Here is a 26236-nt window from a genome sequence, read left to right as displayed (position 1 = left end):
TGTGGCAAATTTCCTTTGCGCGCATTATACCCGTTTTTACCCCCTCTTTTTAGCCGAAATTGGCTGGCATGCAGTGCTGGCGCGCAGCGCGCTCCGATACACGATATGTTAATGGTCACGGTGCGCAGCTTTGCAGTATGCTGATAAAAACGCTGTTGCCACGACCACCTGTTCGCAGTCGGCCCTAGCTGGCCGCACGGATCAACGAGAGCTGAACGATGCCAGAAAATAGCAACTTATCTGTCCTCATTGTCGACCCCAACCCCAGCATGCGCGGCAATTTGCATAATATGCTGAACCAGGCGGCCATCAGCAAGGTCGAATACGCGGTCAATTCCGGCACCGCGATCCGCCTGCTGACCAATAAATCCTTCGATATCATCCTGTGTGAATACGATCTTGGTAGTGGCTCGGACGGCCAGGACGGCCAGCAACTGCTGGAAGACCTGCGCCACCACCAGTTGGTCAAGCCCTGGACCATCTTCATCATGCTGACCTCCGAGGCCGTCCACAGCAAGGTGGTCAGCGCGGCCGAACTGACGCCGTCCGACTATATATTGAAGCCGTTTACGGTCGATGTGCTGAGCGGGCGCATCGCGCGCGCCATCGAACGGCGCGCCCTCTTCCTGCCCGCCTACCAGCTGATGGACAAGGGCGACCTGCATGGCGCCGTCAAGGCCTGCCTGGCGGCCGAAGCGAAGCAACCTCGCCTGGCCGCGGATTTCGTGCGCCTGCGCGCCGAGCTGCAGCTGTCGCTGGGCGAGTGGAAAGAGGCGGAACAGATCTATGCCGACATGCTGGCCACACGGCCCATGGCGTGGGTCCACCTGGGCCTGGCGCGCACCCTGTTCGCGCAGCAGCGCCACGAGGAAGTGGAAGCGGCGCTGGGCGTGCTGGTCGAGCAGAATCCCCGCTTCATGGCCGCCTACGACCTGCTGGCGCAAAACCACGAGGCGATGGGCCAGCCGCTGCAGGCCAAGAAAATCCTCGAGGATGCGGTGACGATTTCACCGCACGTGGTGCGCCGCCTGCGCCGCCTGGGCGGCATGGCGTTCGAATCGGGCGATATCGGCGCGGCCGAACGGGCCTACAAGCAAGTGGTGATCAAGGCCAAATATTCGGAATTCCGCGACCCGGAAGACCATGTCAACCTGGTGAAAACGCTGGTAAAAAAAGGTGATGGCCCGCAGGCCAGCGGCGTGCTGCGCGACATGGAACGCTCGCTGCGCGGCGGCGCCAATGTCGAGGCCTGCCGCGCCATTTCGGCCGCCATGCTGCATGAACTGGCCGGCAACGACCTGGGCGCCGCCAGTGAACTGCAGCAGGCCGCCAACGCCGCCAACATGGCGCAGGGCCTGTCGACCCAGCTGAAGGTGGGCCTGGTGCATAGCTGTTTGAAAAACAATCTCGACGACGCCGCCTCGGAAGTCATGATGAAGATGGTCAACGAAGCCGACAGCGACGTCAGCATGGAACAGGCGGTGGACGTGTTTGAAAAGGCCGGCCGCCACGACCTGGCCAAGGGCCTGGGCCAGCAGATCAAGAACCAGGTGCAGGAACTGCTGGAAGACGCCGCCGGCAAGACCGAAAGCGGCGAGTTCAAGGGCGCCGTCTTCATGCTGCGCCAGGCCCTGCGCCGCACGCCGGGCAATATGCCGGTGCTGTTCGCCTCGGTGGAAGCGATCCTGCGCCAGCTGAACATGCTGGGCTGGGAACCGGTGCTGGCGGAACAGCTGCAGGAGCAATTGCAGGTGATCCGCAAGATCGATCCCAAGCATCCGAAGCTCGAATCGCTGAGGCAGCAATACGTGGCGACGCAGCACAAGTACGGTATCGCGACCTGACCATGCCCGCGCCGCGCAAGCTGGTGTCACGCCGGCGGACCAGGTGTCGCCTCCGCACCTTCCATTAAATTGCATTATTTGTTGAATTTGATTTTCTTATTGCATATCTGTATGATGGGGTTTTAAATCGCCATTTTCTCTCCGTCCATGCAAAGCGCTGAAGTCTGCACCACCCAAAGAGCCGCCGAAATCCTCGGTATTTCGGTTACCTCGGTGCAACAACTGGTTGAGGCGGGCGTGATCGAAGCCTGGAAAACCAAGGGTGGCCACCGCCGCATTCCCCTGGCGGCCGTGCAGGCCTACAAGGGCGGCGCCACCGGCCAGGAAACGCGCGCCGGGCGCATGCGCCCGGCCGAAGGAACGCCGGTGTCCATCCTGGTGATCGAAGACATTCCGCTGCAGCGTGCCCTGTATGACAAGCAGATCAGTTCCTGGGCCCTGCGGGCCGACCTGCGCTTCTGCGAGAACGGCTACCAGGCGCTGATCGAGATCGCGCGCCACAAGCCCGACATCCTGCTGGCCGACATTGTCATGGAAGGCATGGATGGCTACGAAGTGATCCGCACGATCATGGCCGATCCGCAACTGGCCGACATGCATATCGCCATGCTGTCGAGCCTGTCGACGGAAGACCTGGCCGAACGCGGCGGCGTACCGCCCGGGGTCGTGTTCTTTTCCAAACCGGTCAATTATGACGAGCTGCGCGGCTATTTGCGCGCCTGCTGCGCAGACCATGCCCGGCGCGCATCAGGCAACAGCTGAACGCCCTTTCACTCTTTCGCCGCCCCTTTTTCCGCAAAGCGCGCCATGAGCAAACTCTACCGGATGATCGACCCGCTGGTGCTGCTGGCAGCCACCGGCGGCGACCAGGAACTGTTCCACAGCCTGTCCCTGACTTTTCTCGATACGGCCCCGGCCCTGCTGGCGCGCCTGGACCAGGCCTGCGGCGCCGGGGCGCTGGCGCCCGTCGTCCATGCCTGCCACACGCTGCGCGGCACCACCGTGCTGCTGGGCGCACACGAGATCAGCACGCTGCTGGCCGAACTGGAACGGCAGGCGCGCCGCGGTGAGCTGCCCGGCGCAGCCGCGCTGCAGCGCGTGGCGCAACTGTTCGCGCTGACATGCGAGGAAGTGCGGCACAGCATCGCCGGCCATGGCGGCGCTGTCCGATGAGGTTGGAGGGCGGCGTCCGCCCGCTGCTGCATCGCCTGGCCGGCCGCTATCGCCCGCGCACCACGCTGATGCTGATCGGCGCCGTGCTGATCAGCGCGCTGGCCCTGCGCAGCGTGGCCTCGGCCTGGATCTTGCGAAAGGAAGCCATCGACGACTGGCGCCAGGACCTGGGCAATCTGTCGCTGCTGCTGGCTGAAAATACCTCGCAGAGCATGACGGCGGCCAGCCTGGTGCTCGACAGCGTGGCCAGGGAAGTGGCCGACGGCACGCCGGCGGGCGCATCGCCCCTGCGCACCACCTTTGCCACCCTGCAAGCACACCAGATGCTGCGCCACAAGATCGGCGGCGTGCCGCAGATCGACGTCGCCAGCATCATCGGCGCCGACGGCGCGCTGATCGCCTTTACGCGCGCCTACCCCACGCCGGCCATCACCCTGGCCGAGCGCGACTACTTTGCCTATCACCGCGACCACCCCGGCGCCGCACCGTATGTCAGCGCGCCGGTGCAGAACAAGGTCAACGGCAAATGGACGTTTTACCTGAGCCGGCGCATCGACGGCGCACAGGGGCAATTCCTCGGCGTGGTGCTGGTCGGCCTCTCCTGCGATTTCTTCAGTGATTTTTTCCGGCGCACCAGCATCGGCGAGGCCGCCGCCTTTTCACTGTACCGTAGCGACTACACGCTGCTGGCGCGGTGGCCCGAGGCGCCGCAGCAGATGGGCCGCCAGAACCTGGGCGGCACCACGCGCCGCATCATCGACCAGGGCGCGGGGCACGGCGTGCTGGAGACCAGCTCCCCGCGCGCCGCAGAAGGCGGCAAGCCCGTGCACCGCCTGGGCGCGGCGCGGCTGGTGCGGGGCTATCCTCTGGTGGTCAACGTGACCGTCACCGAAAAGGTCTTCCTGGCCGACTGGCGGCGCATGCTGCGCGCGATGGGCGGCGCGGCGCTGCTGAACCTGGCCGCGCTGTCGGTGGTGCTGTGGCTGATGGCGTCGCTGCTGCGCCGGCAGGAGCGGGACACGGCGCTGGCGCTGGCGCTGAAGGCGGCGGCCGAAGAGGCCAATGCCGCCAAGTCGCGCTTCCTGGCCCTGATGAGCCATGAGATACGCACGCCGATGAGCGGTATCGCCGGCATGGCCGAACTGCTGCTCGAGACACGGCTCGACGAGGACCAGCGCAAGTACGCGGGCCATGTCAGCGCCGGGGTGGACGACCTGATGCATATCCTGAACGATATTCTCGACCTGTCCAAGGTCGAGGCAGGCCAGATGGCGATCGAAGCGAACTGGTTCAATCCGCGCGCACTGGTCGCCGACGTGATCGCGCTGCACCAGGCGCAGGCGGCCAGGAAGGGTGTCGTGATTCGCGCCGAGATCGACCCGGCGCTGGCGCCGCTGTCCTGTTCCGACCGCGCGCGCATTGCCCAGGTGCTGGGCAACCTGGTCAGCAACGCCGTCAAGTTCACCGCCGCCGGCCAGGTGACGGTATCGTTGGCGCCGGCGCTGGAAGACGGCCGGCCCTGCCTCGACTTCGCGGTGCAGGACAGCGGCATCGGCATCACGCCGCAACAGCGCGAGCGCCTGTTCCTGCCGTTTTCACAAGGCGACCAGGGCATCAGCGGCGTGTACGGCGGCACCGGGCTGGGACTGTCCATCTGCAAACACCTGGTCGGACTGATGGGCGGCACCATCGATTGCAGCAGCATGCCCCGTGCTGGCGCCAGACGCCATGCCCGATGCCGATGCGCTCGCGGCGCCGGCCCGCCCACTTTTATCGCCCCCCGCACAGGCCGATGCGCCGGCACGCATCCTGCTGGTCGACGATACCGACATGAACCGCCAGCTGGTCTCGCTGCAATTGCGCCGGCACGGCCACCGGATCGATATCGCGGAAAACGGCGAACTGGCGCTGGCCGCGCTGGCGCGCGAGCGCTATGACGTCGTACTGATGGACTGCATGATGCCGGTCATGGACGGCTACCAGGCTTGCCGCGCGCTGCGCGAGAAAGAGGCGCGCCTGGCGCTGCCGCGCACCCCGGTAGTGGCCCTCACGGCCGGCGCCACCGACGACGACCGCCTGCAATGCGAACAGGCCGGCATGGACGATTACCTGTCCAAGCCGTTCAGCGCGGCCCAGCTCAACGCGGTCGTCAACCGCTGGCTGGCGCGCCTCTAGAAATACGAACTTCAGGCCGCGGCCAGCAGCGCGCGCCCGGCGGCGCGCGGCGCGGGCCGCGCGGCATGGACGGGCACCCCGGCGTCCTGCGGTTCCAGGCGGAACGTGCCAACCAGCTCGCTCAGCGAACGCGCCTGCTCCTGCATCGACTCGGCGGCGGCCGCCGCCTGCTCCACCAGCGCCGCGTTCTGCTGCGTCACCTGGTCCATCTGCGCCACGGCTTCATTGATCTGCTCGATGCCCAGCGTCTGTTCGCGGCTGGCCGCACTGATCTCGCCCATGATGTCGGTGACGCGGGTGATGCCGCCAACGATGTCATCCATCGCCGTACCGGCCTGCTGCACCTGCGTCGAGCCGGCGGCAACCTGCCCCACCGAGGTATCGATCAGCTGCTTGATGTCTTTCGCCGCAACCGCCGAACGGTGCGCCAGGTTGCGCACCTCGGTGGCCACCACCGCGAAGCCGCGGCCCTGCTCGCCGGCGCGCGCCGCTTCGACGGCGGCGTTGAGCGCCAGGATATTGGTCTGGAAAGCGATGCCGTCGATCACCGAGATGATCTCGGCGATCTGGCGCGACGAGGCATTGATCGCCGCCATGGTGCCGACCACTTCGCGCACCACCGCCCCGCCACGCACGGCCAGTTCCGACGCCGCCTTGGCCAGCGTATCGGCCTGGCGCGCATTGTCCGCGTTCTGGCGCACGGTGGCCGTCAGCTCCTCCATCGACGAGGCGGTTTCCTCGAGCGAGCCGGCCTGCTGCTCGGTGCGCGAGGACAGGTCCTGGTTGCCGGCCGCGATCTGCGCCGAGGTGGTGGCGATCGCGTCGCTGCCGCCGCGCACCTGCCCCACCAGGGAGTGCAGGCTGGCGTTCATGTCGCGCAGGGCCTGCATCAGTTGTCCGCTCTCGTCGTTCGAACGCACGTCGATGCGCGCGCCCAGGTCGCCGGCGGCGACCCGCCGCGCCACGCCGACCGCCTGCGCCAGCGGGCCGGCCACGCCGCGCGCCAGGATGATCGCCACCGTCACGCCCAATGCCAGCGAGACCGCCAGCAGCACGCCAGTCCACAGGCGCACCTGCAGGTAGGTATCGTTGGCGGTGACGCCAGCCTTTTCGCCGCCGGCCACGTTGAGCGCCACCAGCTCATTGATGCGCTCGCTCAGCTGCACCATCAGCGCCGCCGATTTGGCCAGCGTCAGCGCGCGCCCCTCGTCCTTTTTCATGGCGCGCGACAGAGCGATGATGCGCCCATGCTCCTCGATGAACTGCGCCGACAGCGACACGATGGACTTGTACAGCGCGTCTTCCTGCGGACTCGAGACCAGCGTCGCATAGCGCGCCTGGACCTTCCTGAGCGCATCGAGCGTGCGCGCATCGCGCGCCTCGTAGTCGCTCATCCTGGCAGCGTCGGTACTGAGCAGGTGGGCCAGTTCCCAGCGCCGCGCCTCGCCCAGTTCGATGCGCATCTGCATCGCCGCCTCGACGCTGGGCAGCCAGTTCTTCGACAGTTCATCGGACGCATCGTCCATGCGCGACATCGACAGCAGGGCAAACGCGCCCATCGCCGCCGCCAGCAGCAGCACGACGCCGAACGACAGGGCCAGTTTTCCGGCGATTTTCATATTCTCAAACCATTTCATGATACCTCCTTGATAAATAAGATAAAAACCCGGCCGCGGTCAGCAAGGCAAGCTGTCGCGGTACATGTCATGGATGGCCAGCACCGCCTCGCGCTGGCGCAGGAACGCCTCCACACAGGCCGGGTCGAAATGGCTGCCAGCACCCTCTTGCAAATAGGAAAAAGCACGTTCGCAGTCCCAGGCCGGCTTGTAGGGGCGCTCCGAGGTGAGCGCGTCGAACACATCGGCCACGGCGACGATACGCCCATACAGGGCGATATTCCGGCCGGCCAGCCCAAACGGATAGCCGCTGCCGTCATAGCGTTCGTGGTGATGCAGCGCGATCAGCTCGGCCGCCCGCAGCAGCGGCGAGGCGCTGCTGTGCAGGATGGTGGCGCCGATCTGCGAATGCGTGCGCATGACGGCCATCTCGGCGCCATCCAACGGGCCCGGCTTGAGCAGGATATGGTCGGGAATGCCGATCTTGCCGATATCGTGCATCGGCGCGGCCGCATAGATCAGTTCCTGCTCACGCAGGTCCAGCCCCAGGCTGGCCGCCAGCAGCCGGGCATAGCAGGCCATGCGCAGCAGATGGCTGCCGGTCTCCGGATCGCGGTACTCGGCCATGCGCGACAGGCGATGGATCGCTTCGAGCTCACCGGCCGCGATGGTGCGCGTGGCCTGGGCCACCGCCTCTTCGAGCGTCTCGGCGCGTTCTTTCAGCTCGCGCTGGGCCGAGCGCAGCGCAAGCAGGTTGCCCACGCGCGCCTGAAATTCGATATTGTCGACCGGCTTGGTCAGGAAATCATTGGCGCCCATCTGCAGCGCGCGGTGGCGCACCTCCCTGTCGCTGGCGGCCGTGATCATGATCACGGCGACCGGATCGGCGGGGAAAGCGGCCTGCAGCGCGGCGAGAAATTGCAGCCCGTCCATCACGGGCATCATGTAGTCGACCAGCACCAGGTCCGGCCGGTTCGCGCCGCACCAGGCCAGCGCCTGCAGGGGCTCGCTCATGGCCACGGCCTTCACGTCGGGCACTTTCTTCAACATGTGCGAGAACAGGCTCAGATTCATCTGATCATCGTCCACCAGCAGTACCTTCATATTCCCCCCAAGAAATATCATGTCATTTTTTGTCAATTATAACGAATAAATTGAATTATTTATTGGATTTAATTTATTTCTTTTATTTGTTTAGTGGTTATACTCGTGTTTTACACACTGACATATCAGGAGTCGCCATGTCTGCTGACAGCAAGGGCCGGGCTTGGGAACGCATCGATGCGCGCGCGCTGCTGTGCGTGTTCGTGGTACTGCTGACGGCCGGCATCTGGACTGCCACCTGGTGGCAGCTGCGCGAGGCGCGGGCCGGCGCCATTGCCGACGCGCAGCGCGATGCGCGCAGCATGGCGCGCGTGTTCGACGAACACGCGGTGCGCACGATCGAAGCGGCCGACCAGGCCGTCACTTACCTGCGCTACCGCTACAACGCGATGGGGCGCGCGCTCGATATCCGCGAGGACTTGAGGAACGGCCTGAACCCGGGCAATCTCTACAATCTGTTTACCATCGTCGATGCGCATGGCGACACCGTGCTGTCGAGCCAGCCATTCAAGCCGACCAACCTGAGCGACCGCGAACATATCCGGGTGCACATGCAACGCGATACCGGCGGGCTCTTTATCAGCAAGCCGGTGCTGGGGCGGGTCTCGAAAAAATGGTCGATCCAGATGACGCGCCGCATCAACGATGCCGATGGCGCCTTCAAGGGCGTGGTGGTGGTGTCGATGGACCCTTATTATTTCACCCGCCTGTACGACGAGGTCGACCTGGGCGAGCGCAGCTCGATCACCATGATCGGCACCGACGGCGTGGTGCGCGCGCGGCGTGTCGGCGGCATCGATTCGGTCGGCCAGTATCTCGGCGCCAGCGCCCTGTTCGCGCAGATGCAGGGGCGCGACCGCGGCACCTTCATCGAACGCAGCCCGGTCGACGGCGTGCTGCGCCACTACGCTTTTGAAAAGCTGGCCGGCTATCCGCTGTACATGCTTGTCGGGCTGGACAGCGATGCGGTGCTGGCCGAGTATGTCTCGCGGCGCAACCAGTCGCTGCTGCTCGCTGGCGTCAGCACGGCCGCCATCATGCTGTTTTGCGGCGCGCTGCTTGTGCTGGTCGGCCGCCTGATCGCCAGCCGCAAGCGCGCCATCGCCGCCAACCAGGCCAAGTCCCGCTTTCTGTCGAACATGTCGCATGAACTGCGCACCCCCTTGAACGGCATCATGGGGTTTTCGGAGCTGCTGCTCGACGAACTGCAGCAGCCGCTGCATGTGGAATTCGCGCAGGCGGTGCGCGACAGCGGCCGCCGGCTGCTGACCATGATCGAGGCGGTGCTCGAGCTGAGCGCGCTCGAATCGGGCCAGTTGCGCGTGGCCAGCGCCGCGGTGGCGCTGGCACCGATGCTGGAACAGGCGCTGGCGCCGCATCGCGCGCAGGCCAGGAGCAAGGGCCTGGCGCTGGAACTGGAACTGCGCGAGGGCCTGCCGCCGCTGCATGCCGACCGCGCCAAGCTGGTGCGCGTGCTCGACATCCTGCTCGACAATGCGGTCGGCTGCACCCGCGCCGGCCATGTCACGCTGCGGGTGGCCGCCGATGCCCAAGGCTGGACCTTCGAGGTAGCCGACAGTGGCCCCGGCATCGCGCCGGCGCTGCAGGCAGGGATTTTCGACAAGTTCTCCCAGGCCGACGACGCGCCGAACCGCGCCCGCGCAGGCGCCGGCCTGGGGCTGTCGATCGCCTCGCACCTGGCGGCGCTGATGGGCGGCGCGCTCAGGCTGGACTCCGCCCCCGGCCACGGCTCCACCTTTTCCCTGCGGCTTCCCGGTGCGGCGGGATACCGGCAAGCCGAAGCGGATTGACACACGGCAGTGTCGCGTAAAAAAACCACATATTCATTTAAATCGTTATATTTGTTGATTATATTGTTTATTTGTGGAAACATACGTTACCGGCAATAATTTATCCATCAACCAGGCGCGCCTTCATGTCCACTTCCATTGCCCACCCTCCGGCCGCCAGCACCCGCCGCACGGCGATCCTGGTGGCGTCGTGCCTGGCGCTGCTCGTGCTGAGCACGATACTGCTCGCGTACCTGGCCGGCCAGCGCGAGCGCGGTCAGCTACTGGCGTCGCACCAGTCGCGCATGGCCGCCTCGGTCAAGCTGCGCTCCGCCGGCATGGCCGCCGACATCGAACAGCTGCGGCGCGACGCGCTGTTCCTGGCCGAGGCGGTGCCTCGGCAAAGCAGCGCGCAGCTGCCGCAGGTCCTGTCGGCGTTTCTTGCCTCCAAGCCGGAACTGGGCCAGACACGCCTGATCGGCGTGGCCGATGGCTGGCGGGAACTGGTGCATGTCGACCGGCGTGGTGCGCGCATCAGCGTGGCGCCCGCCGGCCGGCTGGAACGGCTCGGCGAGCGCGACTACGTGCGAGCCGCCGCCGCCCTGGCGCCAGGCCAGGTGCACATGTCCGACTTCAGCCTGCAGCGCGAGGCCGGCCGCATCGAGTATCCGCTGCACCGTGTGCTGCGCGCGGCCACGCCGGTATTCGGCGCAAACGGCCGCCTCACCGGCGTGGTGGTGCTCAACCTGAACCTCGATGCGCCGCTGGCGCGCCTGAGTACCGGCCAGAGCGGCGACTTCCGCATGTACCTGCTCGATGGCGGCGGCGGCTATCTGCTGCAGCCGGATGCCGCGCGCAGCTTCGGCCAGGAACGCGGACAGCGCTGGCGCTGGCAGGACGAGCACCAGCCGGTGCGGCGCGCCGACGGCATGGCCGCGCGCCTTGGCCGGGAAGTGGAATATCTCGCCGTCAGCCGTGTGCGCCTCGATCCCGAGCGGCGGCAACGCGACCTGACGCTGATCGTCGCCCTGCCCGAAGCGCTGCTGGCGCCCGCCATCAACGCCGCCAGGCTCCATACCCTGCTGGTCACGCTCAGCGGCGCCTTGCTGGGCAGCGGCGCCTTGCTGCTGCTGTACCGGCTGCGGCGGCGCGCGGCGCGCGAGCGGGCCGAACTGGCCACCATCGTCGCCAGCTCCCATGACGCCATTATCGGCAAGACACTCGACGGCGTCATCACCAGCTGGAACGGCGGCGCCGAACGGATTTTCGGCTATAGCGCCCAGGAAGCCTGCGGCCGGCCGCTGGCGCAACTGCTGATGCCGGGCAGCGATGTGGAGGAGGAGCGCCAGATACTGGAACGTATCCGGGGCGGCGAGGTGATATCGAGCCATGAGACGAGGCGGCGCCGCAAGGACGGCACTCTGGTCGACGTGTCCGTGACGATTTCACCGATCCGCGCCGCCAACGGCAATGTGATCGGCGCGGCCAAGACCGTGCGCGACATCAGCGCACAGAAGGCCAGCGCGGCGCAGATTCTCGAGCTGAACCGCTCGCTGGAACGCCAGGTGATCGAGCGCACCGCGCAAATCCGCGACCTGGCCGCGCAGCAGCAGGCGATCCTCGACAACGCCGCCTATGCAATCATCGCCAGCGATATCAGCGGCCTGGTCACCGTCTTCAATCCGGCGGCGCAGCGCCTGCTCGGCCATGCCGCCGACGAGGTCATCGGACGGGTCACGCCGATGATTTTTCATGACCCGGACGAGGTGGCGGCGCGGGCCGCGGAATTTGCGCGCGAACTGGGCCAGCCGCTCGCGACGGGCTTCGATGTACTCGTCGCCAAGGCGCTGCGGGGCTTGCCCAACGAACACGAATGGACCTTCCTGTGCAAGGACGGCGCACGCGTGCCGGTACTGCTGTCGGTGACCGCGCTCAAGCATGAAAACGGTACCCTGATCGGTTACCTGGGCATGGCGGCCGACCTGAGCGAACGGCGCGCCGCGCGCCATGCGCTCGAAGTGCGCACCAGCGAAGCGGAAGCGGCCAATCGCGCCAAATCGGACTTCCTGGCCAACATGAGCCATGAAATCCGCACCCCGATGAACGCCGTGCTGGGCATGCTCAAGCTGCTGCGGCAAAGCCCCTTGCAAGCGCGCCAGGCCGACCATGCCAACAAGGCCGAGCAGGCCGCACGCGCCCTGCTCGGCCTGCTCAACAACATCCTCGATTTCTCGCGCGTCGAAGCCGGCAAGCTGAGCCTTGAAGCGCATGCGTTCAAGCTCGACCGGCTGCTGGCGGAAACGGCGGTGATCCTGGCCGCCAACCTGGGCCACAAGCGCATCGAACTGCTGTACGACCTCGAAGCGGGCCTGCCGGCCTGGATCATCGCCGATCCGCTGCGCCTGCAGCAGGTGCTGATCAATCTGACCGGCAATGCCATCAAGTTCACCGACAGCGGCGAAGTGGTGCTGTCATGCCGGCGCGCCAGCGGTCCCGAAGAACCGCTCAGGCTGGCTTTCTTCGTGCGCGACAGCGGCATCGGCATCGCCGCCGACCAGTGCGAGCGCATCTTCGAAGGTTTTTCGCAGGCCGAAGCGTCCACCGCCCGGCGCTATGGCGGTTCCGGACTGGGCTTGGCAATCAGCCAGCGCCTGGTGCGGCTGATGGGCGGCGAGCTGCGGGTCGACAGCCGGCCCGGCGCCGGCAGCACCTTCAGCTTCGAGATCGACTGCACGGCGACCCAGGCTCCGGCCGGAACGCCGCTGCCGGCGGCCGACCTGCAGGGACTGCGCTGCCTGCTGGCCGACGATCATGCCGGTGCGCGCCGCGTGCTGGCGGCCATGCTGGCGTCGTTCGGCTGCCACGTCGACATCGCCGGCAGCGCCACCGCCGCGCTCGCGCTGGCGGCCGGCGGCGCCCGCTACGACCTGATGCTGCTCGACTGGGACATGGCCAGCCCCGATAGCGCCGCGCTGTGCCGGCAACTGCGCGGCATGGCGCCGGACGGCAAGCTGGTCGCGCTGCTGGACGGCCACGCCGGCGCGCTCGGCGGTCCTCGCGCGGACGATGCCGATGCGGACCAGCCCGACGCCCTGCTGGTCAAGCCGGCCACCGCGTCCGCCCTGTACGACAGCATCACGGCCTGCCGCACGGCGGCGACGCTGGCCAAGCCGCGGCACAGGCCAGGCCAGCGCCTGGCCGGCCTGCACCTGCTGGTGGTGGAGGATAACGCGCTCAACCGCCAGCTCGCTTTCGAGCTGCTGCGCCACGAAGGCGCGGCGATCACCCTGGCCGATTGTGGCCAGACCGCCCTCGATATCCTCGGTGGCACGGCGGAACGCTGCGACGCCGTGCTGATGGACGTGCAGATGCCCGGCATGGACGGCTATGCGGCCACGCGCGCGATCCGCGCGCTGCCGCATGCCGGCCGGCTGCCCGTCATCGCCGTCACGGCCAATGCGATGGCCGGCGACCGCGCCGCGGCCCTGGCGGCCGGAATGGACCAGCATGTCGGCAAGCCGTTCGACCTGGAGCAGCTGGTCGCCGTGATCCTGGCGCTGACCGGTGGAGTGCCTGCGGCGCCGGCGCGGACGCGTCCCGTACCGTCCGATGCGCAGCCCGTATTGAACGCCGCCGCCGCGCTGGGCCGCTGCGGCGGCCAGGTGGCGCTCTACCGGCGCCTGCTGCGCGGTTTCGTGCCGGAGATCGAGGCACTGGCGGCGCGCCTGCGCAACGCGCCCGCCGCGGATGCCGCCCTGCTGCACCAGATCAAGGGCCTGGCCGCGACAGCCGGCGCCGAACGTGTCGCCGCGCTGGCACGGCAGGCGGAGCAGTCGGCGCCGCAGGATGGCGGCGCCGCACGGCAGGCCATCGAGGCCTTGCTGGCGGCGCTGCCGGCGGCCTGCGCCGCGGCGCGCCAGGCCGCCGGCGAAGATGAGCGGCCGCCCGAAGAAGAACCGGCGGCGGGCGAACTGGCGCAGGGGATCGAGGCGCTGATGCGCCTGCTGGCCGGCGCAAATGGCGCGGCCCTGCCTTGTTTCGATGCGCTGCGGTCGCGCCATGGCGCGACCGCGCCGGACGGCATGGACAGGCTCGCTGCGGCGGTCGAAGAACTGCGCTTCGCGGAGGCGCTGGAACAGGCCGCCGTCATGCTGCGCGCCATCAAATTCAAGGAAAACACAGCGTGAATGAAGCCAGCCCCAACCCCTACGATCTGCATGGCCGGCGAGGCCGCCTGCTGGTGGTCGACGACCAGCCGGGCAATGTGCGCCTGCTGCTCGGCATGTTCGGCGCCGAGCACGAAGTGCTGGTCGCCACCGATGGCGCGCAGGCGCTGCGCCTGTGCCGCGAGAGACTGCCCGACCTGGTGCTGCTGGACGTGCAAATGCCCGGCCTGAGCGGGCTGCAAGTGTGCAGGGAACTCAAACTGGGGCAGGAAACACATGCCATCCCGGTCATTTTTGTCACCGGCGACGAAGGCGCCGAAGCGGAAATGGCCTGCTGGGACGCTGGCGGCGTCGACTTTGTCGTCAAGCCGGTCAATGCCGTGACGCTGCATAACCGCGTGCGCACCCACCTGGCGTTGAAATTCCAGGCCGATGCATTTCGTGAAATGGCCTACATGGACGGCCTGACCGGCGTGGCCAATCGCCGCCACTTCGATCAGCGTCTCAACATCGCCTGGCAGGGCGCCGTGCGCGAGCAAACCGCGCTGGGACTGATCATGATGGATGTCGACCATTTCAAGCGCTATAACGATCACTATGGACACCAGGCCGGCGACGACTGCCTGCGCGCGATCGCCGCGTCACTGCGCCACCACCTGAAGCGGCCGCACGACCTGCTGGCGCGCTATGGCGGCGAAGAGTTTGTCTGCCTGCTGCCGGGCACCGACCTGGCCGGCACGGCTGCGCTGGCGCTGGCGCTGTGCGAAGCGGTGCGCGCGCTGGCAATCCCGCACCTGCCGGCCGGCGGCCCCCGCATCGCCACCATCAGCGCCGGCGCGGCCAGCTGCCTGCCGCATCGGCAGTCCAGTCCCGGCGTGCTGCTGCGCGCAGCGGACACCGAGCTTTACCGCGCCAAGCAGCAGGGGCGCAACCGGGTCGCATTCAATGCGGACCCGCCTTAGATTTTTACATTTTAGCAACACTATCATGATGGTAGTCACCTATATCATTGTCGATAGGAAGGGCACGGTATAGCATCGTGGCATGGCCAAAAAAACCGACCCAACGACACTGCGCCGCCACCTTGCCGAGTGGTTGGCGCTCGGGGCCGTGCTGCTGCTGGCCGGCAGCGGCCTGGCGTTCTCCCACCTGGCCGAAAGCGCGCGCCAGCAGGAAACGGAGCATGAGCGGCTGCGCGTACTGGCCGCATTGCTGGCCAACAACATCGAAACGGATCTGCAAGCCACCAATGCGGCGCTGGCCGGCATTATCCACGACTATCTCGGCGCACCGCCCGGTCCCGCGGTGGCGCTGGAACTGCCGCGACGGCTCGACGCGATGGTCGGCGCCATGCCGGGCGTGCGGGCGCTGGTGGTGCTCGACCGCGACGGCGTGGCGACCGCATCGAGCATGCCTGACGTGATCGGCAGGAATTTTTCGCAGCGCGCCTATTTCCAGTCCATGCTGCGTGCGCCGGATGCGGCCACGCTGTACGTGGCAGCGCCCTACCGCTCGATCCGTGGCGACCTGATCATCTCTGTGGCGCGCATGGTGCCGCGCAAGGACGGCGGTTTCGGCGGCGTGGTGCTGGCCACGCTCGATCCGAAGTACTTTACCGCCAAATTTCGCACGGCGATGTACGCCCCTGATGTCTGGGCAGTGGCGGCCCATGGCGATGGGCGGCAACTGCTCAATTATCCGAGCAGGCCCGGCATCGACGGCACCAACCTGGATCGTCCCGGCACGTTTTTCCGGCGTCACCGCGACAGCGCCCTGCGGCAGAACATCCTCAGCGGCAAGGTCTACCTCACCGGCGAACAGCGCGTGATGGCGCTCGAGACAATCCGCCCGCCATCGCTGCATATGGACCGCGCCATCGTGATCGGCCTGAGCCGTGACGAAGCGGCCATCGCCGCACCGCTGCGCGGGCAGGCCCGTGCCTACCTGCTGGTCTCCGGCCTGCTGGCGCTATGCGCCGCCGCCGTGCTGTACTGGATGCAGCGGCGCCGCGCCCATCTGGCCGGCTGGCGCGCCGGACAGGAAGAGGAACGCCAGGCCATGCTGGCCATCGCCGGCAGCGAGGCTCGCTTCCGCACCCTGATCGAAGATGCGCCGCTGGCCATCGCCATCCTGCGCGGCGGCCATTTCATCTACTCCAATCCGCGCTACCGCGCGCTGCACGGCTATGCCGCCGAGGATGATCTTGCCGGCCTGCCGTGGCGCGCCATGATCGCGGCGGAGTCGCGCGCCGTGCTCGCTGGCCATGAAGCGCTGATCGAAGCCGATTCGCCCAGCGAACAGCGGTTCGAGGCGCTGGGCCTGGGCAAGCAGGGCCGGCCGGTACCCGTGCTCAAGACCACCACGCGGGTGATGCTGGCCGATGGTCCGGCGACGCTGATCTTCGCCCAGGATATTTCGGCCCAAAAGCGCGCCGAGGAAGACATGGCCCGGGCGCGCGACGCCGCCGAAGCGGCCAATCGCGGCAAGGCGCAGTTCCTTGCCAACATGAGCCACGAAATCCGCTCGCCGCTCAATGCCATCCTTGGCATGACGTGGTTGCTCGAGAGGGCGCGGCTTGAACCGGAACCGCAAGCCATGACCCGCAAGATCCGCGCCGCTGGCCAGTCCCTGCTGTCCATCGTCAACGACGTGCTCGATGTCTCGAAGATCGAAGCGGGCCACATGCAGATCGAGCAGGCGCCGTTTTGCCTGGCCGACGTGCTCGACAAAGTTGCCTCCGGCATGGCCGTGGCGGCCACTGGCAAGCCGCTGGCGCTGCTGGTCGACGCGCTGCGGCTGGAACAGGTGCTGGTCAACCTGACGGGCAACGCGGTCAAGTTCACCGCCACCGGACAGGTCGAGCTGCGTATCGCCGTCGAGGGCTGCGTGGGGGACGTGGTGCGGCTGCGCTTTTGCGTGCGCGACAGCGGCATCGGCATCGCCACCGACATGCGCGAGGCGGTCTTCTCGGCCTTCACCCAGGCCGACAATTCGACCACCCGGCGCTTCGGCGGCACCGGGCTGGGGCTGACCATCTGCCGCCAGCTGGTGCAGTTGATGGGGGGCGAACTGGCGTTGCAGAGCGAAGCGGGCGTGGGCAGCGAATTTTCCTTCACTATTGCCTTGCGGCTGCTGCCGGCCATCCCACCCTGCCCGGCCGGATTGCCGGCCCATGAGCCGCCGCGACGCGCGCTGCAGGACGTGTGCGTGCTGGTGGTGGACGACAGCGAGATCAACCGCGACGTGGCCGGCCAGATCTTGCGCGATCAGGGCGCCCGGCCGGTGTTCGCCCATGACGGCCAGCAGGCGCTGGACTGGCTGTGCGCCCATCCCGCCCTGGCCGACATCGTGCTGATGGATGTGCAGATGCCGGTCATGGATGGCATCGAGGCGACCCGGCGGCTACGGCGCATGGCGCAGTTCGACAGCTTGCCCGTGATCGCACTGACGGCCGGCGCGTTCAAGGCGCAGCAGGAAGCGGCGCTCCAGGCGGGCATGGCCGCCTTTATCGGCAAACCATTCGATGTGCCGGCCACGATCGCGCTGATCGCGCGGCTGCACCGGCGCCAGTCCGGCGCGCACAGCGCACGGCCGCTGGCAGTGATTCCGGCGGCCACCACGGACGGCGGGCGCGAGCGCGCATTCGACCTGCGGCAGGGCCTGGCGCTGTGGCTCGACGAGGCGCCTTACCGGCAGCACCTGGAGCGCTTCGGCGACGCCCATGGCGGCAGCGCGGCCCTGATCGGCCGCTACCTCGATGCCGGGGAAGCCGGCGCCGCGCTGGCGCTGGCGCACAAGCTGAGCGGTATCGCCGGCAACCTGGCGCTGCCGGCATTGCACCGCGCGGCGCAGGCAACCGAACGCCTGCTGGCCAGCGGCGCCGAAGCGCGCGGCTCGCTGGCGCCGCTGGCGGCGGAACTGGCGCGCGCCGTCGACGCCATCGCGGCCTACTTGCGGGACAGCCCGGCCGCCTTGCGCGCCACGGCGGCCTGCGGCACCGGTGCGCAGGCCCTGCTGGAACGGCTGATCACGGCACTGGACGCCGATGATCCGGCGCCGGCCGAAGCACTGCTCGATCAACTGCGCCTGCTGTTGCCGGCCGGCGACATCGAGCTGATTGCGGCGCCACTGTCCTGTTTCGATTTCCGCGGCGCCGAAACGGCGGCACGCAGCCTGTCCATGCGCCACCCTTCATCCATCGAGGAGTGAGCCATGAACCTGCCCGTCATTCTGGCTGTCGACGACGAGCCGGCCAACCTGGCCCTGCTGCGCAGCATACTGGGCAGCGATTACCGCCTGGTGTACGCGCGCAATGGCGCCGAGGCCATTGCAGCCGTGCTCAAGCACCGTCCGGCCCTGGTGCTGCTCGACATAGGCCTGCCGGACATCAGCGGCTATGCTCTGTGCACGCAGCTGCGCCAGATCGACCCGACGCAGGCGCTGCAAGTCATCTTCGTCACCGCCAACTGCGGCGAGGAACAGGAAACGGCCGGCTTCGCGGCGGGTGGCGTCGACTACATCGTCAAGCCCGTGCTCGCGCCGCTGGTGCGCGCCCGGGTGGCGGCCCATCTGTCGCTGGTCCGCGCCACCGCGCTGGAACGCAGCTACCGCGAGGCCATCCTGATGCTGGGCCATGCCGGTCATTATAACGACACCGATACCGGCGCCCATATCTGGCGCATGGCAGCCTATGCCGCCGCGCTGGCAGGCGCCGCCGGCTGGGAACCTGCGCGCTGCGCGCAGCTGGAACTGGCCGCACCCATGCACGACACCGGCAAGCTGGGCGTGCCGCAGGCGATCCTGCGCAAGCCGGGCCCGCTCGACGCGGACGAATCGATCATCATGAAGACGCATCCCCAGGTCGGCCACGACATCCTGAGCAAAAGCGAGGCGCCGGTATTCCGGCTGGCGGCCGAAGTGGCCCTGAGGCACCACGAACGATGGGACGGCAGCGGCTATCCGGGCGCCCTGGAGGGCGCGGACATCCCGGAGTCGGCACGCATCGTCGCACTGGCGGACGTGTTCGATGCGCTCAGCATGCGTCGCCCCTACAAGCCGGCCTGGAACATCGACGACATCATCGCGCACCTGCAGGGCGGCGCCGGCAGCCATTTCGATCCTGTGCTGACCTCGCTGTTCATCGGGATCATGCCGCGCCTGCTGGACATCCAGGCGCGCTTCAGTGACACGCACCACGCCTGAGAGACAGGCTCAGGCGCGGCCGCCACAGCCTTCGCCGATCCAGAAACGGTCGATATCGACCAGCCCCCATGAGCTGGCCTCCTCGCAGCAGACGATGGGGTCGGCGACCCCAGGCTGGGCCAGGTCCAGCAGCTGCGGCACGATATAGGTCTGCGATTTGCTGGAAAAAAATACCTTCACTTTTGGCAGCAGCAGCGAGCCGCTCGCCGGCTGTTCGGCCACCACGCCCAGCCTGCCCGAGCGCAGGCGCACCAGCGTGCCGACAGGATAAATGCCCAGGCATTTGACAAAGGCGGCAAACACTTTTTCGTCGAAATGCCCGGCCCGGCCCCACTCGGCCATGCGGCGCAGCGACTCGGCCGGTCCCCAGCCCGCCTTGTACGGGCGGTTCGACGTGACGGCGTCGTACACGTCGCAGATGGCGCCCATGCGGGCATGCAGGCTGATCTCTTCGCCGCGCAGGCCATGCGGATAACCGCTGCCGTCGAATTTTTCGTGATGGTGCAAACACACATCCAGCGCGACCGCGCCGATACCGCCGGCGCCCAGCAGCATGGCGTGGCCCGCCGCCGGGTGGCCTTTGACGATATCGAACTCCTCGACAGTGAGTTTGCCCGGCTTGTTCAGGATGGCCATCGGCAGCACCATCTTGCCCACGTCGTGCAGCAGTCCGGCCAGTCCCAGTTCGCGCGTGACGGCGTCGTCCAGGCCCAGCTGGCGCGCCAGCGCGATCATCAGCGCGCACACGGCCACCGAGTGCATATAGGTATAGTTGTCGGCGGTTTTCAGCCGCGCCAGGCCGATCAGCGCGCTGGCATTGCGGATCACCGAGCCGGCGATCTCGTCCACCATCGGCAAAGCCCCCTCCAGGTCGATCGCGCGGCCCATGCGCGCGTCCTGGAACATGGACAGCACCGCCACCTTCGATTTATCGATCAGGGCGACGGCCCGCTTGAGCTCCTGGGCCATGGGCGCGGGGGGGGCGGGGGCGAAACGGAAAGCCGGCGCGGGCGCCGGCACGGCGGACATGGCCGCAGCGACGGCGGGCGCGCCGCACGGTTCGGGCGACACCACCTGTACGTCGCAGCCCTTGCCGGTATCGATCCACAGCTCCGTGACGGCGCTGGCGCGTATCTTGTCGATCGTCTGCTGACAATCGACGAGGAAGGAACTTTGCCAGAATGGCGTCGTCAGCCAGGAACCGACCAGCTTGTGGACATACATGCCCATGCGCAACTGCCCGGTGGCGATCTTCCTGATCGCACCGGGCTTGCCCGTGTTTGTCCCTGCCTGCCTGCTGTCCTGACTCATTGCTTGCTATCCTTATGCGATGCTCACAAGTAATTGTGTCACGACAAGCAGGCGATAACAACAAATAAAATCAATTTCACCAATTATTTATGAATAATTGAATTATTTGATTATATTTCAGCGACAACAACAAATTGCAGCTTACTCCGCCAGCGACGCCATGTCGATCACGAAGCGGTAGCGCACATCGCTTTTCACCACGCGCTGGAACGCTTCATTGATATCCTGGATGCGGATCACTTCGATATCGGAGACGATATTGTGCTTGCCGCAGAAATCCAGCATTTCCTGGGTTTCCTTGATCGAGCCGATCATGGAGCCGGACAGGCTACGGCGCGCGCCGACCAGGCCGAAGGCGCCGATCGGCGGCACGGCGCCGTCGGGAATGCCGACGATGACCATGCTGCCATCGACTTTCAGCAGGTTGATGTACTGGTTCCAGTCGATGGACGCGCCGACGGTGCAGATGATCAGATCAAAGGTGCCGGCCAGCCTGGTAAAGGTTTCGGCATCATTGGTGGCGTAGTAATGCGATGCGCCCAGGCGCAGGCCGTCTTCGCGCTTCGACAGGGTCTGGCTCAGCACCGTCACCTCGGCGCCCATGGCGTGGGCGAGCTTGACGCCCATGTGGCCCAGGCCGCCCATGCCCAGGATCGCCACCTGCTTGCCGGGGCCGGCCTTCCAATGGTTCAGCGGCGAATACAGCGTGATGCCGGCGCACAGCAGCGGCGCGGCGGCGTCCAGCGGCAGGTTGTCGGGTATCGACAATACATAGCCTTCCTTGACGACGATGCTGTCCGAATAGCCGCCCTGGGTGGCCGTCTTGCCGTCCGCTTCGACGCTGTTATAGGTCTGCACCAGGCCGGGCATATACTGTTCCAGGTCGACATTGCGCGTCTTGCAGGTGGTGCAGGAATCGACGAAGCAGCCCACACCCACATGGTCGCCCACCTTGAACTTGCTGACATTGGCGCCGACGGCGGTGACGATGCCGGCGATTTCATGGCCGGGCACCATCGGGAACGCAGCGCCGCCCCATTCGTCGCGGGCCTGGTGGATATCGGAGTGGCATACGCCGCAGTATTTGATCGAGATGGCGACGTCGTCTTCGCGCGGGGCGCGGCGTTCAAACGTGAATGGCTGCAGTTTGCTGGTCGGGCTCAGTGCGGCGTAGCCTTTGGCGGTGGTGGTCATTGAACACTCCTGTGGTCTGGTTGCGGGGATCACGCATGGCGTGCATGCGACAGGTCACAGTGTGCACCAGCACGGCAGCGCACGTTACCGCGATCCTGCAAGAACTTTGCACGATAGTCCGAATGTGGCCGGCAACACGCTGCGCTTGCAGCGCCGCCCTGCTACACTGGCGCCACCATGACACCTATCCTGTTACCGCAAGATGAAATCGCCGCCCTGATCAGCCGCCATGCCCCCGGCAGCGGTGATTACGGCACGGCGATCGAGAGCCTGTCCTTTCAGCGCCGCGACGCGCCGACCGATTCGCTGTGCCATGCGGCGCGCCCCAGCGTGGCGATCATCGCCCAGGGCGCGAAAGAAGTGACACTGGGCAGCGAGGTCTTTCACTACAGCCGCATGCAGTATCTGCTGACGTCGGTCGACCTGCCGGTGCAGGCGCGCGTGGTCGAAGCGAGCGCGCAGTCGCCGCACCTGTGCGTGGTGCTGGGCATCGATATCGCCGACGTGGCCGCGCTGACGGCCCGCGACGACGCGTCCTTCTCGCGCCAGATCCCGGTCACGCGCGGTATTTCCGTCAGCGAAGTGCCGGGCGACCTGCTCGACGCCATGCTGCGCCTGGTGCGCCTGCTGGATCAGCCATCCGATATCGCGGCGCTGGCACCGTTGATCCAGCGCGAACTGACCTACCGCCTGCTCAAGGGGCCGGTCGGCGCGCGGCTGCGCCATATGTCCCTGGCCAGCAGCCAGTCGCACCAGGTCGGGCAAGCCATCAAATGGATACAGCATAATTACTGCGAGCCGCTGCGCATCGAGCAACTGGCTGGCGTGGCCAACATGAGCGTGTCGTCACTGCACCACCATTTCAAGGCAATTACGGCCATGACGCCGATGCAGTACCAGAAAACCTTGCGCCTGCAGGAAGCGCGGCGCTTGCTGCTGGTGGAACAAATCGACGCCGGCACAGCCGGCTACCGGGTCGGCTACGCCAGCGAATCGCAGTTCAGCCGCGAATACAGCCGCCAGTTCGGCCGCGCGCCGATGCGCGACGTGGGGCGGTTGCGCGCGCAGCTGACGGGCGCGCAACCGGCTTATTCGGGCATGCCGTAGCCGCCACCGCCGGGCGTCTCGATCACGAACACATCGCCCGGCCGCATCTGCGCCTTGCCGATATGCGGCAAGTGCTCGACGGAACCGTCGACGCGCTCGACATAATTGCGCCCCAGCGCGCCTGCCGCGCCGCCCGCCATGCCGAACGGCGGATGCACGCGGTTGTTGGACAGGATGGCCGCCGTCATCGCTTCCAGGAAACGCACGCGCCGCACGCCGCCATTGCCGCCCTGCCAGCGCCCGGCGCCGCCCGAACCTGCACGGATGGCGTAGCTGTCCAACCGCACGGGAAAGCGCCATTCGAGGATTTCCGGGTCCGTCAGCCGTGAATTGGTCATGTTCGTCTGTACCACGCTGGTGCCGTCAAACCCGGGGCCGGCGCCCGAGCCGCCCGAAATCGTCTCGTAATACTGGTATTTGTCGTTACCGAAGGTGAAGTTGTTCATCGTGCCCTGCGACGCCGCCATCGCCCCCAGTGCGCCATACAGAGCATTGGTGATGCAGGTCGAGGTTTCCACATTGCCCGAGACGACCGAGGCCGGGTACTGCGGCTTGAGCATGGAGCCGGGCGGGATGATCACGGTGAGTGGTTTCAAACAGCCGGCGTTCAGCGGGATCTCGTCGTCGACCAGGGTGCGGAACACATACAGCACCGCCGCCATGCAGACGGCCGACGGCGCGTTGAAGTTGTTCGGCAGCTGGGCGGACGTGCCGGTAAAGTCGATGGTGGCGCTGCGGGTGGCGGCATCGACGCGGATCGCCACCTGGATCTGCGCGCCGTTATCGAACGCCAAAGTGTAGGCGCCGTCTTTCAGCGTCTTGATCACGCGGCGCACCGCTTCCTCGGCATTGTCCTGCACATGGCCCATATACGCTTGCACCACCTCCAGGCCGAAATGCGCCACCATCTTGTGCAGTTCGTCCGCCCCTTTTTGATTGGCCGCCACCTGGGCGCGCAGGTCGGCCAGGTTCTGCCGCGCATTGCGCGCGGGCCAGGCGCCGCCTGCCAGCAGGGCCAGGGTTTCCGCTTCGCGCAGCAGGCCGGTGGCGCCGTCGACCAGCTTGAAATTATCGATCAGCACGCCCTCTTCCTCGATGCGCGTGGAGTCCGGCGGCATCGAGCCGGGCGTGGTGCCGCCGATATCGGCATGGTGGCCGCGCGAACCGACATAGAACAGGATGGTGACGCCGGCCAGGTCGAACACCGGCGAAATCACCGTCACGTCGGGCAAGTGCGTGCCGCCGTGGTAAGGATCGTTCAGCATATAGACGTCGCCGGGCCGCATCTTGGCGGCATTGCGGGTCATGACGGTGCGGATGCTCTCGCCCATCGAGCCCAGGTGCACCGGCATATGGGGCGCGTTGGCGATCAGGTTGCCGCCAGCGTCGAAAATAGCGCAGCTGAAATCGAGCCGCTCCTTGATATTGACGGAATGCGCCGTGTTCTGCAGCCGCAAACCCATCTGTTCGGCGATCGACATGAACAGGTTATTGAAGATCTCCAGCATCACCGGGTCCGCCTGCGTGCCGATCGCCTGCCGGGCCGGCAAGGCCGCCACGCGCCGCAGCACCAGGTGGCCTTGCGTGGAGACCAGCGCGCGCCAGCCCGGTTCGATCACGGTGGTGGCGTTGGCGTCGGTGATGATGGCCGGGCCGTCGATGGCGTCAGCGGGGCGCAGCGCATCAAACGCATACAGGCCGCTGTCGCGCCACTGTCCATCGCAGTACATGGACACGGTATCGATCGGCGCCAGCGGCCCAATCCGTTCCGGCCACGCGGGCGCTGTTTCGGCCGGCGCGTTCGAGGCGCCGATGGCTTCGACGGAAATCGCTTCGACGATCAGCGCGCGCGCCGGCATCAGGAAGGAAAACCGTTGTTGATAGGCCGTTTCGAACTGGGCTTGCATGCCCGCATCGCTATCGAACAGCACCACCAGCGCCGAATCCGTGCCTTCGTAGCGCAGGTGCACGCGCCGCAGCAAGGTAATGCGCGACGCCTCCACGCCCTGGCGCAGCAGGTCGTCCCGCGCCTGTGCGCCCAGGTCCGCCAGCGGCGCCTGCAAGTCCACGCCCAGTTTTTCTTCGATGGCCCGCTCGCGCATCGCGCTCTGGTCGGCCAGGCCCATGCCATAGGCCGACATCACGCCGGCCAGGCGGTGGATGAAGACGGTTTTCATGCCCAGCGCATCGGCCACCAGGCAGGCGTGCTGGCCGCCCGCGCCGCCAAAGCTGGTGAGGGCATAGCCGGTGACGTCATGGCCGCGCTGCACCGAGATCTGCTTGATGGCATTGGCCATATTGCCGACCGCAATTGCGATACAGCCCTGCGCCACGTCTTCCGGCGTGCTGCCCACGGTGCGCGCCAGCGCCTCGAACTGGGCCCGCACGCCGGCCACGTCCAGCGCCTCGTCGGCATTCGGGCCGAACAATTTCGGGAAATGCGCGGCCTGCAGCTTGCCCAGCATGACGTTGCAGTCGGTCACCGCCAGCGGCCCGCCGCGCCGGTAGCTGGCCGGTCCCGGATCGGCGCCCGCGCTGTCCGGACCCACGCGGTAGCGCGCGCCGTCGAAGTGCAGGATGGAGCCGCCGCCGGCCGCCACCGTGTGGATGCTCATCATCGGCGCGCGCATGCGCACCCCGGCCACCTGGGTCTCGAACACGCGCTCGAACTCGCCCGCGTAATGCGACACATCGGTCGAGGTGCCGCCCATGTCGAAGCCGATGACCTTGTCGAAACCGGCCAGCGCGCTGGCGCGCACCATGCCGACGATGCCGCCGGCCGGGCCGGACAAAATACTGTCCTTGCCCTGGAAGGCGCGCGCGTCCGTCAGGCCGCCGTTCGACTGCATGAATTGCAGGTGCGCGCCGGGCAGTTCTTCGGCCAGCTGGTCGACATAGCGGCGCAGGATCGGCGACAGATAGGCGTCGACCACGGTGGTATCGCCGCGCGCCACCAGCTTCATCATCGGGCTCACCTCGTGCGATACCGATACCTGGGTGAAGCCTACCTCGCGCGCGATGCGCGCCAGCGCCGCTTCATGCGCCTGATGGCGGTAGCCGTGCATCAGCACGATGGCGATCGAGCGCAGGCCACGGTCATGAGCCGCTGCCAGCGCCGTGCGCGCGGCCGCCTCATCGAGTCGCAGCACCACTTCGCCATGCGCGCCGATGCGCTCATCGATCTCGATCACCTCGCGGTACAGCAGTTCGGGCAGCACGATCTGGCGCGCAAACAGTTTCGGGCGGTTCTGGTAGGCGATACGCAGCGCGTCGCGAAAGCCGCGCGTGATGGCCAGCACGGTGGGTTCGCCCTTGCGCTCGAGCAGCGCATTGGTGGCCACCGTGGTACCCATCTTGATGGCGCCGATTTCGTCCACCGGCAACGGCGCATCGGGCGCCACGGCCATCAACTGGCGGATGCCGGCCAGCGCGGCATCACGGTACTGGCCCGGATGCTCGGACAGCAGCTTGTGCGTGGCCAGGCTGCCATCGGGGCGGCGCGCCACGATATCGGTAAAGGTGCCGCCACGGTCGATCCAGAATTGCCAGTCCAT

The 26236-nt window shown here is 66.8% G+C and carries 16 protein-coding genes; 11 read left to right on the top strand and 5 right to left on the bottom strand.

The annotated features are described in order from the left end of the window. Window positions 1-218: 218 nt before the first annotated feature. The 5 genes from ACP7B7_RS17230 to ACP7B7_RS17210 all read left to right on the top strand — a co-directional run bounded on the left by ACP7B7_RS17230 (window position 219) and on the right by ACP7B7_RS17210 (window position 5192). Complete coding sequence (locus ACP7B7_RS17230; protein WP_426077438.1) at window positions 219-1844, top strand: tetratricopeptide repeat protein; 1626 nt, start codon at window positions 219-221, stop codon at window positions 1842-1844. A gap of 147 nt (window positions 1845-1991) precedes the next feature. Next, the gene (locus tag ACP7B7_RS17225) at window positions 1992-2606 is read left to right on the top strand and encodes a response regulator (protein WP_308921031.1); all 615 of its coding nucleotides are present in this window, start codon (window positions 1992-1994) and stop codon (window positions 2604-2606) included. A 45-nt stretch (window positions 2607-2651) separates the two neighbouring features. Further along, the gene (locus tag ACP7B7_RS17220) at window positions 2652-3017 is read left to right on the top strand and encodes an Hpt domain-containing protein (protein ID WP_308921030.1); all 366 of its coding nucleotides are present in this window, start codon (window positions 2652-2654) and stop codon (window positions 3015-3017) included. Further along, window positions 3014-4954 carry a sensor histidine kinase gene (locus ACP7B7_RS17215; RefSeq protein ID WP_426077437.1) on the top strand — a complete coding sequence of 647 codons (1941 nt, stop codon included), beginning with the start codon at window positions 3014-3016 and terminating at the stop codon, window positions 4952-4954. Before ACP7B7_RS17220 ends, ACP7B7_RS17215 begins: the two co-directional genes overlap by 4 nt. Beyond that, complete coding sequence (locus ACP7B7_RS17210; RefSeq protein WP_426077436.1) at window positions 4848-5192, top strand: response regulator; 345 nt, start codon at window positions 4848-4850, stop codon at window positions 5190-5192. Before ACP7B7_RS17215 ends, ACP7B7_RS17210 begins: the two co-directional genes overlap by 107 nt. Window positions 5193-5203: 11 nt before the next feature. Here the strand turns inward: ACP7B7_RS17210 and ACP7B7_RS17205 are convergent, their stop codons facing one another. Both ACP7B7_RS17205 and ACP7B7_RS17200 read right to left on the bottom strand, forming a co-directional pair. Further along, window positions 5204-6829, bottom strand: a complete 1626-nt coding sequence (locus ACP7B7_RS17205) for a methyl-accepting chemotaxis protein (protein ID WP_426077435.1) — start codon at window positions 6827-6829, stop codon at window positions 5204-5206. A gap of 39 nt (window positions 6830-6868) precedes the next feature. Then, on the bottom strand, window positions 6869-7912 hold the full coding sequence (locus ACP7B7_RS17200; RefSeq protein ID WP_426077434.1) for an HD-GYP domain-containing protein: 1044 nt from the start codon (window positions 7910-7912) through the stop codon (window positions 6869-6871). Window positions 7913-8049: 137 nt separating this feature from the next. Between ACP7B7_RS17200 and ACP7B7_RS17195 the strand changes: the two genes are divergently transcribed. The 5 genes from ACP7B7_RS17195 to ACP7B7_RS17175 all read left to right on the top strand — a co-directional run bounded on the left by ACP7B7_RS17195 (window position 8050) and on the right by ACP7B7_RS17175 (window position 19070). Next, window positions 8050-9723, top strand: coding sequence for an ATP-binding protein (locus ACP7B7_RS17195; RefSeq protein WP_426077433.1), 1674 nt, complete (start codon window positions 8050-8052; stop codon window positions 9721-9723). Window positions 9724-9848: 125 nt separating this feature from the next. Beyond that, complete coding sequence (locus tag ACP7B7_RS17190; protein WP_426077432.1) at window positions 9849-13889, top strand: PAS domain S-box protein; 4041 nt, start codon at window positions 9849-9851, stop codon at window positions 13887-13889. Then, the gene (locus ACP7B7_RS17185) at window positions 13886-14830 is read left to right on the top strand and encodes a diguanylate cyclase domain-containing protein (protein WP_308921024.1); all 945 of its coding nucleotides are present in this window, start codon (window positions 13886-13888) and stop codon (window positions 14828-14830) included. Before ACP7B7_RS17190 ends, ACP7B7_RS17185 begins: the two co-directional genes overlap by 4 nt. Before the next feature lie 82 nt (window positions 14831-14912). After that, complete coding sequence (locus ACP7B7_RS17180; RefSeq protein ID WP_426077431.1) at window positions 14913-18077, top strand: ATP-binding protein; 3165 nt, start codon at window positions 14913-14915, stop codon at window positions 18075-18077. Window positions 18078-18080: 3 nt separating this feature from the next. Continuing rightward, window positions 18081-19070 (top strand): HD domain-containing phosphohydrolase, encoded by a 990-nt coding sequence (locus tag ACP7B7_RS17175; protein WP_308921022.1) that lies wholly within the window; start codon window positions 18081-18083, stop codon window positions 19068-19070. Between the two features lie 9 nt (window positions 19071-19079). Here ACP7B7_RS17175 and ACP7B7_RS17170 read toward each other — a convergent pair whose 3' ends face one another. Beyond that, a complete protein-coding gene (locus ACP7B7_RS17170; protein WP_426077430.1) occupies window positions 19080-20381 on the bottom strand; it encodes an HD-GYP domain-containing protein in 1302 nt (433 codons plus the stop codon). Window positions 20382-20522: 141 nt separating this feature from the next. After that, window positions 20523-21575 (bottom strand): NAD(P)-dependent alcohol dehydrogenase, encoded by a 1053-nt coding sequence (locus ACP7B7_RS17165; protein ID WP_308921020.1) that lies wholly within the window; start codon window positions 21573-21575, stop codon window positions 20523-20525. Between the two features lie 177 nt (window positions 21576-21752). Between ACP7B7_RS17165 and ACP7B7_RS17160 the strand changes: the two genes are divergently transcribed. Beyond that, entirely contained in the window at window positions 21753-22682 is a 930-nt protein-coding gene (locus ACP7B7_RS17160) for an AraC family transcriptional regulator (protein ID WP_308921019.1), read from the top strand. On the opposite strand, the gene ACP7B7_RS17155 is transcribed toward ACP7B7_RS17160, so the two are convergent. Continuing rightward, window positions 22664-26236, bottom strand: a complete 3573-nt coding sequence (locus tag ACP7B7_RS17155; protein ID WP_426077429.1) for a hydantoinase B/oxoprolinase family protein — start codon at window positions 26234-26236, stop codon at window positions 22664-22666. The two genes, ACP7B7_RS17160 and ACP7B7_RS17155, sit on opposite strands and share 19 nt — an antisense overlap.

The organism is Janthinobacterium sp. PSPC3-1 (assembly GCF_049896105.1).
Taxonomy (GTDB): Bacteria; Pseudomonadota; Gammaproteobacteria; order Burkholderiales; family Burkholderiaceae_D; genus Janthinobacterium.
Note: the sequence above shows the minus strand (reverse complement) of the source record. Positions and strands in the feature narration are given on the sequence as shown.

What these genes read in the sequence shown, in the direction of transcription:
- ACP7B7_RS17230 (WP_426077438.1), top strand. Translation starts at nt 219, where the DNA reads ATGCCAGAAAATAGCAACTTATCTGTCCTCATTGTCGACCCCAACCCC.
- ACP7B7_RS17225 (WP_308921031.1), top strand. Translation starts at nt 1,992, where the DNA reads ATGCAAAGCGCTGAAGTCTGCACCACCCAAAGAGCCGCCGAAATCCTC.
- ACP7B7_RS17220 (WP_308921030.1), top strand. Translation starts at nt 2,652, where the DNA reads ATGAGCAAACTCTACCGGATGATCGACCCGCTGGTGCTGCTGGCAGCC.
- ACP7B7_RS17215 (WP_426077437.1), top strand. Translation starts at nt 3,014, where the DNA reads ATGAGGTTGGAGGGCGGCGTCCGCCCGCTGCTGCATCGCCTGGCCGGC.
- ACP7B7_RS17210 (WP_426077436.1), top strand. Translation starts at nt 4,848, where the DNA reads ATGAACCGCCAGCTGGTCTCGCTGCAATTGCGCCGGCACGGCCACCGG.
- ACP7B7_RS17205 (WP_426077435.1), bottom strand. Translation starts at nt 6,829, where the DNA reads ATGAAATGGTTTGAGAATATGAAAATCGCCGGAAAACTGGCCCTGTCG.
- ACP7B7_RS17200 (WP_426077434.1), bottom strand. Translation starts at nt 7,912, where the DNA reads ATGAAGGTACTGCTGGTGGACGATGATCAGATGAATCTGAGCCTGTTC.
- ACP7B7_RS17195 (WP_426077433.1), top strand. Translation starts at nt 8,050, where the DNA reads ATGTCTGCTGACAGCAAGGGCCGGGCTTGGGAACGCATCGATGCGCGC.
- ACP7B7_RS17190 (WP_426077432.1), top strand. Translation starts at nt 9,849, where the DNA reads ATGTCCACTTCCATTGCCCACCCTCCGGCCGCCAGCACCCGCCGCACG.
- ACP7B7_RS17180 (WP_426077431.1), top strand. Translation starts at nt 14,913, where the DNA reads ATGGCCAAAAAAACCGACCCAACGACACTGCGCCGCCACCTTGCCGAG.
- ACP7B7_RS17175 (WP_308921022.1), top strand. Translation starts at nt 18,081, where the DNA reads ATGAACCTGCCCGTCATTCTGGCTGTCGACGACGAGCCGGCCAACCTG.
- ACP7B7_RS17170 (WP_426077430.1), bottom strand. Translation starts at nt 20,381, where the DNA reads ATGAGTCAGGACAGCAGGCAGGCAGGGACAAACACGGGCAAGCCCGGT.
- ACP7B7_RS17165 (WP_308921020.1), bottom strand. Translation starts at nt 21,575, where the DNA reads ATGACCACCACCGCCAAAGGCTACGCCGCACTGAGCCCGACCAGCAAA.
- ACP7B7_RS17160 (WP_308921019.1), top strand. Translation starts at nt 21,753, where the DNA reads ATGACACCTATCCTGTTACCGCAAGATGAAATCGCCGCCCTGATCAGC.
- ACP7B7_RS17155 (WP_426077429.1), bottom strand. Translation starts at nt 26,236, where the DNA reads ATGGACTGGCAATTCTGGATCGACCGTGGCGGCACCTTTACCGATATC.